Raw genomic sequence first — 13131 nt, 5'->3', positions numbered from 1 at the left:
ACGGCGGGCACCAGATGCCGGGGCAGTACCGCACGCAACCGCTGGTCCAGAGCGGCGGGATCGATGCTGTGCCCGGCGGCCGGGGTGACATAGGCGACCAGGCGACCACCGACGGCACCGGCATGGTTGCCGTCCTGAACGAGGGCAACCGCCTGGGCCACGGATTCCTGTGCGGCGAGCACCGATTCGATCTCGCCGAGTTCGATGCGCACGCCGCGCAGCTTCACCTGGAAGTCACTGCGGCCGAGGTACTCCAGCTCGCCGCGACCGGTGGACCGCACGATGTCACCGGTGCGGTAGAGCCGCTGCCCGGAAGCACCGAACGGGTCGGCGACGAAACGGGTGGCGGTGTACCCCGCCCGGCGCACGTAGCCGCGCGCGAGCGTCGCGCCACCGAGATAGAGCTCGCCCGGCACGCCCGCCGGAACGGGCCGCAGAAAGGCATCGAGCACGTGGGCACGGACATGCCAGGCGGGTGCGCCGATGGGCACTGCGGCAATGTCGTTCTCGCCGATCACGTGCCGGGTGACGGCCACTGTCGCCTCGGTCGGACCGTAGAGATTGTCGTAGCGCGCGCCCGGAGCGATGGTCGGCAGAGCCGCGGCGAGTGCCGACGTCAGCGCCTCACCGGCGAGCAGCACGCGACGCACACCGGACGCCATCGGCGCGGCCACCGCCTGCCGGTGCGCCGCGAGCGTGGACGGCGTGAACTGCACCGTGGTGACATCGTGTTCGATGATCGCTCGCGCCAGCTCGCTCGGATCGCCGTGCACACCCGGCCCGGTGACCACGACCCGAGCACCGACGGTGAACGGCCACAACACTTCCCAGGCCGAGACATCGAACGTCAGGGCGGTCTTGCGCACGACTGTGTCGGTGTCGTCGAGGCGGTGCAGGTGCTGCATCCAGGCGAGATGGGTGCACACGGCCGCGTGGGTGACGCCCACGCCCTTCGGCTGCCCAGTGGAGCCGGACGTGAACAGCACGTACGCAAGGTTTTCCGGACGCAGCGGGGCGATGCGATCGTCATCGGTGACCGTGGCACCCGACTCGGCGGCCAGGTCGAGTTCGTCGATGTGGATCACCCGGACGCCATCGGGAGCGTCGAATCCGTCCCGCCGCGTGGTGAGGACACACACCGGCTCTGCGATGTCGAGCACCTGAGCATGACGCGAACGCGGATGCTCCGGATCCAGCGGCAGGTATGCGGCGCCGGTTGCCAGCACCGCGTGCACCGCGAGGATCTGTTCGCTCGATGGCCCGAAAGCGAGCGCCACCACGTGTTCCGGCCCGACGCCGAGGGTGATCAGCGTGCGCGCCAGGCGATTCGATTCACCCTGCAGGTCCGCGTAGGTCATGCGGGTTTCGCGTCCGACGATCGCCAATGCCTCCGGTGACCGGGCTGCCTGCTGGGCGAACATCGCCGCGAGTGTGGTGGGCGCCGCGACCACCTCGGCGGGGGGACTGCCGATGAGACGCTCGATCTCCTCCGGTGCGGCGATATCGATCCGGGCAATGGGCGCATGCGGCGCGCGGACCAACTGCTCCAGCAGCCGAACCAGCCGGTCCCGGTGCGAACGATGCGCTCCGGCAACGGCAATTCGCCATCCGCCGACGGCCTGGTCGTCGACGCACACGGTGAACTCGCCGCCGTCCCCGAAACACTCGGTCACCGACGCCGTGCCGAGATTGCCGATCGCGGCACCGCCGAGCATGCGGACCGCGAGCGGCCACTGCCCGTGCACCGGCGAATCCGCCCACGGCTCATCGATATCGGGAATGAACCTGAGTCGGCGTGCCTTGCGCAGCTCTCGCCCCACCTGTTTGGCGATCGAGTGGAATCCAGCCTGCGCCGCAACCCGAATCCGCAGCGGCACAGTGGTTTCCCCGGTATCGAGTGCGACCACGCACTCCCCCGCAGACCCCATGCGAGTCGCGTAGACGGCCAACGCGGCCAGCACCACCGCGGGCGCACCGGCCCCGCACACCCGCGCGGCCCTGGTGAGCTCCGCAGACGCCCCCACCGTGGCCCACACCGCCTCGTCCGGAGTACCGCTGGAAGGACGCGCGATAGCCGCGGCGGGCGGTTCGGGCCGGGCGGCATCGGCGAAGGTCTGCTCCCAGTAGTCCCGGTCGCCGGACCATGCGCCGGATTCGCGGTATCGGCGATCGTTTTCCAGCTGGTCCGCAGTCTCGCCGAAGGGCGGATTCGAGCCGGGGGTGGTGGGCGCGCCGTCCAGAAGGTGACGCACTCGGGCGAGGATAGCGAGCGCTCCCGGGAAGTCGTTGACCAGGCGGTGGTAGCGCTGGTACCAACCGAGCCGGCCATCCGGGAATCGGAAGACGGCCTGCCGGTACAGCGGCCCGTGCGCGATATCCATGGGGCGCGCACGTTCTTCCGCTATCCACGCGGCGACGAAATCTCCCGGACCGGTCCCGTCGGCGCTGAGCACGGCGGTGGGTACGGGCGGGTGCTCGCACACCTGGATCGCGCCGGTGCCGGCACGGAACGCACTGTGCAGCAACGGGCATTCCGTCATGACGGTGTCGACCGCCCGGCGCAAGGCGTCCGCGTCCAGCGAGCTGGCCAGTCCGACGTACAGGTCGACGTAGCGATCACCGGCCGCGAGGGCGGCGCGCTGCGCATCGCTCGGGACCCGCGGTCCGGCCGTCGCGGTGCGAGTGGTCTCAACGATAGTCATGGAATCCTTGTCCGGTCTTGCGGCCGAAATGTCCCCCGGCGACGAGCGTCGCGAGCGCGGGCGGAATGCGGTAGTGGTCCTCGCCGGTCTCGCGCCGCAGCACCTCGATGGTGTCGGCGACGTTGTCCAGGCCGATCAGGTCGGCGGTGCGCAGCGGACCCATGCGGTGGCCGAGGCAGCGTTCGAAGAGGGCGTCCACCGTCGCGGCGTCGGTGCCGGTGTCGAGGGTGGCGGCGGCTTGCGCGATGCTCAGCATGAGCAGGCGGTTGATGACGAACCCGGGGCGGTCGCCGACGACCAGCGATTCCTTGCCGAGAGCGGTGAGCAGTTCGGTGGCGCGCGCCATGGTGTCGGCCGAAGTCTGCGCCCCGCGAACGACTTCCACCGCATCGGTCAGTGGGGCCGGGTTCATGAAGTGCAGACCGAGCACGCGATCCGGGCGACCGGTCGCGGCGGCCAGCCGGGCGATGGGGATGGCCGACGTCGCGGAGGCGAGCACGGCGTCGGCCGGGCAGACGCGGTCCAGTTCGGCGAAGAGCTGCTCCTTCAATTCGATCCGCTCGACCGCGCACTCGATGACGAACTCGACCGCATCGAGGTCGTCGATGCTGTCGGTCCAGCGCACCCGGCGGGCAGTCTCGAGCGCTGTCCGCCGATCACCGCGGCCCAGCAGCAGCGCCAGGCGCACCGCTTCGTTCAGGCCACGGCGCGCCCGCTCCACGGCGCCCGGATCGGGTTCGACCACGATGACATCGCGTCCCGCCTGCGCGAGGCATTGTGCGATGCCGGCACCCATGGTGCCTGCACCGATCACTGCTACGACTCCGGTCATCGGGTCACCTCCGCTTCCGCGATGCAGCGCACCGCGATGTCCGGCACCGGATCGTTCGGTGTCTCCAACAGGCCGTGCAGCAGCCGGGTCAGATCCGAGAGCATCTGCTGCGCGGTCGATTCGTCGAAAAGTTCTGTGGCGTAGACCAGTTCCAGGACTGCGCGGTCCCCGGACTCGCGGTCGAGCGCCAGTTCCGCGGTGTCCGGCGGGGCGGTGCCGAACCAGATGGCCCCGGCATGGCTGTCGCCCTGCGCCGACGCGGCCAACTCCGCGGCGGCTCGTTCGAGCAGTTCGGCCCCGGTGGGTTCGTCGGCGAAGTCCATTCGGACGGTACCGGTTGCCGAGCCGACCACTACGTCATCGGAGCCGGAGTACCAGCTCAGCAGTGCCGCCCAGGCGGCGAGCAGGTCCGCGTCGCCCGGCGCGGCATCGAGCCGCTCGCGCACCGTCCCGGGCGTGTATCGGGCCGAGCCGGTTCGGCGCGGCCGGTCCGTCGGAATATCCAGTACCACAGCCTGTTCGGCCGCACCTACGCCGGCAGGCGACGGCACGGTGACGAGCAGCTCCTCGATCGACCGATCCGGAGCAGACTCCACGACCTCGGTGAGGATCTCGAGGTAGGCCGCGGCCAGCCCCGCGGCGGTGCGCTGGGTGAACAGCTCGGTGCTGTACTCGAAGCAGGCCAGCATGTCGAGGTCGTCGCTGCGATCGTAGGTGATCAGGCTGAGATCGAATTTGGCTGTGCCGGGCGGTAATCCGCCGAAGGCATTGTGGATGGTGTGCTCCGAATCGAAGAACTCCGTCGCCCCGCCACCGAGCGGGTTGACCGATCCGGCGCCGGTGAGGTCCTGGTGGACGTAGAGCACATCGAAGATCGGGGTGCGGGACACGTCGCGCTGATCGTCGAGGGCATTGACCACTCGCTCGAATGGAATCTCCTGATTCTCCAACGCGCCCAGCACGATTCCACGCACTCGTTCGAGCAGATCGCCCAGCGTCGCGGGACCGGAGAGGTTGGCGCGCAACGCGACGGTGCTGTTGAAGAAGCCGATGAGCCCTTCCAGCTCACGGCGGGTGCGGCCGGTGGTCGGCGTGCCGACGACGAGGTCGCGCTGGCCACTGCGCCGGGCGAGCAGCAGATAGAAGGCGGACAGCAGCACCACGAACAGCGACACCGACTCCCGCTTCGCGACCGTGCGGGCCGCGGCGAGCAGTGTCGCCGGCACCGGGAACGGCTCCAGTTCACCGGCGAACGTCTTGCGCGCCGGCCGCGGGAAGTCGGTGGGCAGCCGCAGCTTCGGCGCGCCACGCAGCATATGCATCCAGTATTCGAGCTCATTGTCGAGCGCGCCCGAGTCGAGCAGCTCCCGGTGCCAGCGCGCGTAGTCGCGGTAGCGAATCGGCAGCGGTTCCAGCTCGGCCGTGCGGCCCTCCCGCCGGGCGGCATAGAGCACCGGAATCTCCCGAGCGAGGATCCCCGGCGTCTGACCGTCGGTGACGCAGTGATGGCACACCACCTGCAGCACATGCATATCCGGAGCGAGTTTGACCACCAGCACCCGCACCATGGGGTCGCGGCCCAGATCGAACGGCCGGACCGCGGCCTCCCGGACCAGCTCGCGCGCCCGGGCGACCGAATCGGCTGCACCGGACACATCGACGACCCTGAAGAACTCGCCGAGAGCGGGCCGCACTCGCACCGCCGGCGCACCGTCGACCTCGACGAGGTTGTAGCGCAGCGGTTCGTGTCGCTCCGCGAAATCCTCGAATGTTCCCTTGACCGCGTCAACGTCGATCGGCCCGCGCAGCACGTTGACCACCGGATAGTTGTAGAGCGTGGTGTCCGGAACAAGCTGATGGTGGAACCACATCCGTTCCTGCCCGGGCGACATGACCAGCTCGTCGGTGCGCGTAATGGCCGGCAGCCCGCGCACTCCCGACATCACCTCGGGCGCGGGGCGCGCCCCTTCCCGCAGCAGGTCCGCGAACTCGGCAACCTTGGGCCGCTCGTACACATCGAGCAGTTTCGGCCGAAATCCGAATGCCTCCTCCACCCGCTCGACCAACTGCACGGCAATGATCGAATTGCCGCCCACGTCGAAATAGTCGTCATCCAACGCGATTTCGTTCTCCGCATGCAACAGTTCGCGCAGCACTGCGCGCAGCCACTCCGCCGCATCCGACGGCATGGCAACCACCGGACGCTCGGGCGCGGCGACAGCTTCGAGGGGCTCGGACGCGATCTCGGCATGCTGTGCCGCAGTGGGCAGTTCAACCCAGCACCGGGTGCCGCGCAGCGGGTGCCCGGGCAATCGCATCCTGCGACCGTCCCCGCCCTGCACCCGCGCCCAGTCGAGATCGACTCCACGCTCGTAGAGCCGCCCCAGGATGCCGAGCGCCCCCGCGGAATCGGCCGAGCCGAACAGGATCTCCGCATCCGCGCGACCCGCGAGATCCTCGGTGAGATACCGCCCGAGCATGCCGTCCCGGCTGGGATCGACAAAGACGACCGGCCCATCCCGCAACAGCATCTCCGCCGCCGCGAGCAGACGCGACCGGTCCACCGCGGGCGTCTCCGCGGCAACAGCCAATTCTCCCGGGTCGACAGGCTCTCGCGACCCGAGCAGATAGCGTGCCGCGAACTTCGACGCGCCCCCGCTGAGCACGGCCACGAACTGAATCCCACAGGCACGCAATCGATCGTGCACCGCGAGCTGTGCCGCGAGCACTTCGGCCGTCTCCCCGTTCGCGGGCAGCTGTTCCGGCAGTGCGGTGCGATCTTGCCCGACCGGCAGCGCACCCGGCGAGAGCAACAGCGCCACTCGCGGCGCGACCGGCTGCACACCGTCCGAATCGACAGCAGCACCGCGTGTTTCGAGCAGATCGGCCAATTCCATGGTGCTGCCCGTATATACCGCGATGCGATGGCCGAAGTGCGCACGGCCCCGGCCGAGCGTGAACGCCACATCCGCAAGATCGATCGGATCGTCCCGCAGACGCCCCGCCAGCGAGCCGCACAGGTCGGCGAGCGCCGTCGCCGTCCGCGCCGAAACCCCGATCAGCCGGGGCACCGGCTCGCGACTCGCCTCGGCCGGTTCCACTTCCGGCTGCGGTACCGCATCGGGGGCCTGCTGCACGACGCAGTGGGCGTTGGCGCCGCCGAGGCTGTAGGAGCTGACACCCGCCAGGCGCGGGCCGTCGCTCCGCCACGGTCTCGGTTGCGTGACCACTTCGAGGCCGGCCGCGGCCAGGTCGAGATCGCCAGTGGGACGGTGGAAGTGGAGAGATGGGAAGAGTTGTCCGTCGGCGACCGACAGGACGGCCTTCACCAGGCCGGCCACACCGGCGGCGTGATCGAGGTGGCCGATATTGGTCTTCACCGATCCGATCGGGAGGGCGGTGGCGCGCTCGGCGAACGCGGTGCGCAGGCCCTCCAGTTCGACGGCATCGCCCAGCCGGGTGGCGGATCCGTGGGCTTCGAGGTACCCGGCATCGCGGGGATCGGCTCCGGCCGTGCGCCAGGCGCGCGCGATGACCCGGGCCTGCGCGGCGGCGCTCGGCGTGCTGATGGTCACGGCGGAATGGCCGTTGTGCAGGACGGCGCTGCCCCGGATGACCGCGTATACCGGAGCGCGGTCGGCGCGGGCGCGCTCGAGCGTGGTCAGCAGCAGCGCCGCACCGCCTTCGCCGGGGACTGTGCCGTCAGCGTCGGCGTCGAAGGCTCGGACCCGGCTGCCGGGTGAGGCGATCTCGCTCATGGTGTGCACGGCCCAGGCCGGAGCGCCGTGGGCGCGGACGCTGACTCCGCCGGCCAGTGCGTAATCGGCATCGCCGCTGCGCAATTCGCGGCAGGCGTGGTGGACGGCGATGAGCGAGGCGTTGCAGCCGCTGTCCACGGCGTAGCAGGGCCCGTCGAAACCGAGCAGGTGTGCGATGCGAGCGGGGACACCGAAGGGCAGATTGCCCAGCATGGCGAGGGGGCCCGGGTCGACGGCCATGGCGTGATAACTGGGCATGGGCGCGCTGAACACCACCGCGGTGGTGGCCGCGCGCAGGGTGGCGGGTGCGTAGCCGGCATCCTCGATGGCGCGGTGCGCCAGCTCCAGGGCGATCCGCTGCTGCGGATCCATCAGGGCCGCTTCGCGTTTGGACAGGCCGAAGAACGCGTAGTCGAAGGTGTGGATATCGGTGAGGTGCCCCATGGGCAGGTACCGGACGCGGCGGTCCAGGGCGGTCGCCGCGGCACGAGACTCCGGCATGGGGCCGATCGAATCCCTTCCGGCGGCGAGGTTCTCGCGGAACTCTTCGAGGTTCGCCGCGTCCGGGAAGCGCGCGCCGATACCGATGACGGCGATGTCGCCGTCGCGTGGTGCGAGTGCGGTCACGATGTCCTTCACACTTCGAATGCCAGGGGAACGTCCGCCGGTGCGGCGGGGTGTAACGGATCCGCGGGCAGTGCGGCCGCCTGCGCGGCCACGGTGTCCAGATCGAACAGCAGGCCCACCGAGATGGCGCCCGGCCAGCGCGCCTGCAGGCGCACGTGCAAGGCGACCACGCGATGGGAGTTGCCGCCGACGTCGAGAAAGCGGTCCGCGCGATCGAATTCGTCGTGCAGCAGCACCTCCGACCAGATCTCGCCGAGGGCACGCTCGGTCTCGGTCCAGTCGTCCCGCGACACCGCCCGCCGGACCGTCGAACCGGTCAGCAGCGCGCGCAGCGCCGCCTCGTCGAGCTTGCTGCTGCCCGGCGTGATGGGAAGGGCATCGACGGTCACGAACCGTGCCGGAACTGCTTCCGGCACAAGATGTTCAGCGCAGAATCCGGCCAGCGCGCTCGATGCGGGCGTGGTCGCCGCGGTGTCCAGAGGCACCCAGAAGGCGGCCAGGTACACCGAGTCATCGACATCGGCGACGGGCAGCACGACCGCTTCACGCACGGCGGGATGGTCTTCCAGCACCGCCTCCACCGCGCCGCGTTCGATGCGCACGCCACGGACCTTCACCTGATTGTCGACCCGGCCATGGAATTCGATGTCGCCGTTCGCATCCGCGAGGGCGAGGTCGCCGGTGAGGTACATGCGAGCACCCGGTTCGGTGGCGAAGGGGTCGGCCACGAATCGAGTCGCGGTCAATCCGGGACGTGCCGCATAACCGTCGGCGATCTGCCCGCCACCGAGGTACAGGTCGCCGCGAGTGCCACGGAGCACGGGGCGCAGCTTGTCGTCCAGGAGGTGAGCCGTCGTCCCCGCGGCCGGTTTTCCCATCGGGACGACCCGCCGCGACGTGTCCGCGACGTACGGGCCGATGCAGGTGATCGTCGCCTCGGTGGGGCCGTATTCGTTGTGCAGCGCCACGGCGGGCAGTACTTCGCGGTGCTCGTCCACCAGGCGCGGCGGGACCGCCTCCCCCGCCAGGATCACCGTTCGCAGCGTCGCCCGCAGCTCGGCCAGCCGTGGCAGCGCCAGCCGATAGAACGACGGCGTCGCGATGAAATGCGAAACACCCCGGCTCCGAGCGAGGTCGGCGACGGCATCGACATCTCGCACCATCCGGAAGTCGGGAAACACGCTGGTGCCGCCGACCGCGAGCGGCCACACCACACCCAGCAGGGAACCGTCCCAGATCAGCCGCAGGGCCGAGAGGGTGACCAGCGCACCGTCGGTGTGCGCATTGTTCCGGGACCCGATCTGGGTGGCGAGGTTCGCGCGGGACACGACCACCGCCTTCGGAACACCGGTGGAGCCGGAGGTGGTGATGGCGTAGGCCGGGGCGAGCCGCGGCGGCGGGCCGGGCAGCGGGATCTCGGGTGGATCCACCCGCGCCGCGATGTCGATCACCGCTGGACCATTCGTCGCGTCCGCCAGCGCCGTCGCCGCATCGCCCGGAGTGAGCGGATCCCGCCCATCGATGATCACCGCGGCACAGTCCAGCGCCTCCAGCACCGCGCCGAGCGACGACTCGCCGCCGTGGCCGGGTTCGATGACACACCAGGCCGCAGCGACGCGCAGGGTCGCGATCATGCCGATCACGGTGTCCAGGTTCTGCCGCTGGTAGACGACGACCGTCTGCCCGGGCCGCACCCCGGCCACGAGCAGCCGGCGTGCGAGAGCCATTGTCGCGGTGTCCAGTTCGCGGTAGGTGAGAGACCGATCCCCGACCACGACCGCGAGACGATCGGGCACCCGCTCGAATTGGCACAGCAGGCCGCCGAGCAGATCCACGCTCATCGAACCACCTCGACATGGCCGGTGCCGCCGATCTTTTCGGCGGGCACGGTGCAGACGAGCAGGACGCGATCTCCGTCCTGCTCGGCCACTTCGAAGCCGGCGAAGCGCAAAGTCACCAGCATGACCCGATTCCGCGGTGTGGCAACGAATTCCGCCGCAGGCCGCAAACCGGCCGCGTGGGCACGGCGCACCACCTCGGCGATGAGAGTCGTGCCGACGCCGCGCGACATGACGCGACAGGACATGAGCAGCAGGAGCAGCACCGCATCCGGGCCACGCTGTTCGGTCACCGCCAGCCCGATCGTGCCGTAGCCGCCGAAACGGTCGGTCAGGGAAGCGACGAGCACCTCGTGACGCGGGGACGCGCACAATGCCCGCAGCTCGTCCATGTCGAAGGTGACGCCGGTGGTATTGAGCTGGTGGGTGCGTTCGGTCAGCTCATGTGCGCGAACCAGATCCGCCTCGGTCGCCTCGCCGACGGTCATGACCAGATCCAGCGAGGCCAGGAAATCCGCGTCCGAGCCGCTGAATTCGGCTTCGGATGCTTTGCGCTCCCGTTCGGCGCGATATAGCAACCGGCGCTGCTGTGCCTCGGATGTCGTTGTGGCCGACATGAATTCGGAAAGATTCGGGAGTTCGGCGATCCGGTCGGCAGGATAGCACCGGACTTCCGGGAGGGTGGCGGCCACCTCCGCCAGCTCGACCGGATCATTGTCGACGAATGCCACCGTGTCCAGGCCGATATTGAGGGATTCCGCGATCCGGCGAATGGCCTCCGACTTGGGACCCCAGCCGATCTCGACGGCCGAGAACATGTCCTCGATACCGTGCATGCGCAAATGCGCTGTGGCAGCCTCTGGTTCGCCACGACTTGCGACGGCGTGCAGGATGCCGCGTTCATCCAGTGTCCGGATCGTATGCAGCACTTCCGGTTTCGGCGCACCGCCGTCCGACTCCAGCACAACGCCGGGCCACACCGTATCGTCGAGATCCCAGACCAGGCATTTCACTGTCGCCGCCATTACACCCTCCGCAGCAGGCCGGCACTCCACGCGGCGACCGGGCTGCTGTTCAACAGCAGCGCGTATGCACCGGTCGCGCGGCTGGCCGCGGCGGCCTCCAGATTGACCAGCACGTCCATCGAGCCCAGGTGGCCGTAGGCCGCGAGATTGGTTCGGCAGACCTTGTCGACCGGGCGTTCCAGAGCCTCCTCCCAGAAGGCGAAGGCGCCGGCCGACAGGTTCTGCATGAGGATCGGTCCCACCTCTCCGTCTCGAATGCCATTGCGTCGCAGCACTTCCGGAACAATGGCGTCGAATCGCTTCTTGCTCTCGACCGCGAGCCGGAACGAGTAGGTGGACTCGTCCGCGCACACCTCGGCCCAGTCGCCGGAGCCGATATCGCGGTAGTCGATGCGGAACAGGTCCGCGTATTTGCCTTCGCTGCGCACGATCTGGTCGACGAACTCCCAGCGGCCGGGGCCGGAGGTGGTGACCAGCAGTGCGGCCGCACCGTCACCGAGCAATGTCATGGGAGCGCGGTAGCGATTCCGGGTGGGCGTCCTGGCGGCCGTGACCACCAGGACATTGCGGCAGTGGGCATCCGCGCGAACCAGGCTGGCGGCGAGAGTCAGTGCGGCGGAGACGGATACGCAGCCGAGGTCCCCGACCGCCGTGGTGAAGGCGCGCGCCGCGCCGATCCGGTGTTGCAGCCGGGTCGCCTCCGAGGCGAGCAGGTACTGCGGCGCGCGGCCGGTGACCAGAATCAGCGCGTCCAGATCGGCGGCCGCGAGATCGGCCTCGTCCAGCGCCGCGCGGGCCGCCTCGGCGGCGAGATCGACCTCGGTCATGCCGTCAGCGGTGCGCACCGTGTCGATGCCCAGGGCCAGGGCGTGTTCCCGGCGGTTCGTGGGCAGATCGGCCAATTCCGCCAGCGTCGCGACCGCGGCGGTCTGGTCCGGGAACCAGGTCGCGACCGGACCCAGTAGCACGCGTTCGTTCATGATCGCGCACCCCGCATGACGTGCTCGCCCATGGCCACCTCGGCGACCTCCTGTGCTCCCTCGATGATTTGCATGACCTTGGCGTCGCGATAGAAGCGGCCGATCCGGCTGTCCGGTGCGCAGCCCGCCGCGCCGAGTACCTGCACGGCCCGTTCGCTGACCGTCGCCGCGACACCGGCGGCGGCGTATTTGGCGGCAATCGTGAAGATCAGCGCCTGGGGCGATCCCGTGATCCGCGCATCGGCCGCGCGTTCGCAGAGGGCTTGCGCGCCTTCCACATCCGCCCAGCAGCGGCCGAGCGTGGCGCGGATCAGCTGATGTTCGGCCAGCGCGGTGCCGCCCTGGACGCGGGTGACCGCATGGGCGGCCGCATCGCCGAGGCAGGCGCGGGCCAGCCCGACACCACCCCAGGCGACGGTGTAGCGGCCGTGATCCAATGCGGTGCCGAGGACATGGGACAGACCGAACCCCGGTGGTGCGATCAGCTGGGTGGCGGGTATGCGCACGCGGTCGAACCGGACGGTCGCCAGCCGCGCACCGCGCAACCCGAGACCGCTTTCGGCGGGTTCCACACCGACACCGGGCCGGTCCCGATCCACCAGTGCGGCACACAGTCCACCGGGCGCTCTACCGAGCACGAGGTAGACGTCCGCACGCTGACCGAAGGTCACCCACAGCTTGGTACCGGACACCAGGATATCCGTGCCGTCGGGCTCGAAAGTCGCAGCGACAGCTGACAACTCGGTTCCGGCTCCGGCTTCGGTAGCCGCCAGCGCGGCTATGACCTCACCGGTGGTGAGCCGGGGCAGCCATGCCTCCCGCTGTGCGGCCGTACCCCACCGATCCACCGCGGCGGCCACCATGCCGTGCACGGTCACCAGCGAACGCAGGCTGGTGCACGCGTGCCCGAGCGTCGCGGCCAATCGCCCGAGCTCCCGCGCATCGAGTTCCGCACCACCGAAGCACGCGGGCCGATCCGCGCCCAGCAGCCCATTCCGAGCCACAAGCTCGATCATCTCGTCGGGCAGACCGTCCCGATCCCACCGTGCCGCATCGCGAGCCGCAGCCTGCACGAGGTCGTCCACTTCGATCACGGGCGGCTGTCCCCGCCCTGCTTGCGGACAACGAAGGCCGCCGCACGCGCGGCACTCCGAAAGTTGTCGAGTTCGAGATCATCGACATCGACCAAGATCCCGTAGGTGCTCTCCACGTGCACGACAATCTCGAGCGCCCGTAGTGAATTCACCAGTCCGAGCGCGAAAATGTCGTCATCCGGTGCCAATTCGATCTCGGCCATCGACCCGAAGTAGGCCAGCAACTCCTGCGTCAGCTCCGCCCGATGTCGCACGACCCGCGCCAGATCCTCCAC

At 69.5% G+C, this 13131-nt stretch carries 8 protein-coding genes (1 of these 8 only partly in view); all 8 read right to left on the bottom strand.

What is annotated here, in order from left to right; genetic code table 11:
- Tightly spaced (each overlapping or abutting the next), the 8 genes in view from ABZ909_RS33280 to ABZ909_RS33245 form a layout consistent with a single transcriptional unit that may run on beyond the window.
- Window positions 1-2702 carry the 5' end (the start) of an amino acid adenylation domain-containing protein gene (locus ABZ909_RS33280; protein WP_357007683.1) on the bottom strand. The gene continues 7741 nt to the left of window position 1, outside the view, so 2702 of the gene's 10443 nt are visible here — the first part of the coding sequence; its start codon is at window positions 2700-2702; its stop codon lies off the left edge, out of view.
- On the bottom strand, window positions 2689-3534 hold the full coding sequence (locus tag ABZ909_RS33275; RefSeq protein ID WP_357007681.1) for a 3-hydroxyacyl-CoA dehydrogenase family protein: 846 nt from the start codon (window positions 3532-3534) through the stop codon (window positions 2689-2691). The genes ABZ909_RS33280 and ABZ909_RS33275 overlap by 14 nt, the downstream gene beginning before the upstream one ends.
- Complete coding sequence (locus tag ABZ909_RS33270) at window positions 3531-7931, bottom strand: condensation domain-containing protein (protein ID WP_357007678.1); 4401 nt, start codon at window positions 7929-7931, stop codon at window positions 3531-3533. Before ABZ909_RS33270 ends, ABZ909_RS33275 begins: the two co-directional genes overlap by 4 nt.
- Entirely contained in the window at window positions 7928-9760 is a 1833-nt protein-coding gene (locus ABZ909_RS33265; protein ID WP_357007676.1) for an amino acid adenylation domain-containing protein, read from the bottom strand. Before ABZ909_RS33265 ends, ABZ909_RS33270 begins: the two co-directional genes overlap by 4 nt.
- A complete protein-coding gene (locus ABZ909_RS33260; RefSeq protein WP_357007674.1) occupies window positions 9757-10782 on the bottom strand; it encodes an HAD-IIIC family phosphatase in 1026 nt (341 codons plus the stop codon). The genes ABZ909_RS33265 and ABZ909_RS33260 overlap by 4 nt, the downstream gene beginning before the upstream one ends.
- Window positions 10782-11762, bottom strand: a complete 981-nt coding sequence (locus tag ABZ909_RS33255) for a 3-oxoacyl-ACP synthase (RefSeq protein ID WP_357007672.1) — start codon at window positions 11760-11762, stop codon at window positions 10782-10784. The genes ABZ909_RS33260 and ABZ909_RS33255 overlap by 1 nt, the downstream gene beginning before the upstream one ends.
- Window positions 11759-12856 carry an acyl-CoA dehydrogenase family protein gene (locus ABZ909_RS33250; RefSeq protein WP_357007670.1) on the bottom strand — a complete coding sequence of 366 codons (1098 nt, stop codon included), beginning with the start codon at window positions 12854-12856 and terminating at the stop codon, window positions 11759-11761. The genes ABZ909_RS33255 and ABZ909_RS33250 overlap by 4 nt, the downstream gene beginning before the upstream one ends.
- Window positions 12853-13131 (bottom strand): acyl carrier protein, encoded by a 279-nt coding sequence (locus tag ABZ909_RS33245; RefSeq protein ID WP_357007668.1) that lies wholly within the window; start codon window positions 13129-13131, stop codon window positions 12853-12855. Before ABZ909_RS33245 ends, ABZ909_RS33250 begins: the two co-directional genes overlap by 4 nt.

Origin of the sequence: Nocardia sp. NPDC046763 (assembly GCF_040645495.1) — a bacterium.
Taxonomy (GTDB): Bacteria; Actinomycetota; Actinomycetes; order Mycobacteriales; family Mycobacteriaceae; genus Nocardia.
The sequence above is the reverse complement of the archived record's forward strand: the minus strand, read 5'-3'. Positions and strand labels throughout refer to the sequence as shown.

Bases quoted from the DNA above. Each gene is read 5' to 3' on its own strand.
- ABZ909_RS33275 (WP_357007681.1), bottom strand. From the start codon at position 3,534: ATGACCGGAGTCGTAGCAGTGATCGGTGCAGGCACCATGGGTGCCGGC.
- ABZ909_RS33265 (WP_357007676.1), bottom strand. From the start codon at position 9,760: ATGAGCGTGGATCTGCTCGGCGGCCTGCTGTGCCAATTCGAGCGGGTG.
- ABZ909_RS33260 (WP_357007674.1), bottom strand. From the start codon at position 10,782: ATGGCGGCGACAGTGAAATGCCTGGTCTGGGATCTCGACGATACGGTG.
- ABZ909_RS33255 (WP_357007672.1), bottom strand. From the start codon at position 11,762: ATGAACGAACGCGTGCTACTGGGTCCGGTCGCGACCTGGTTCCCGGAC.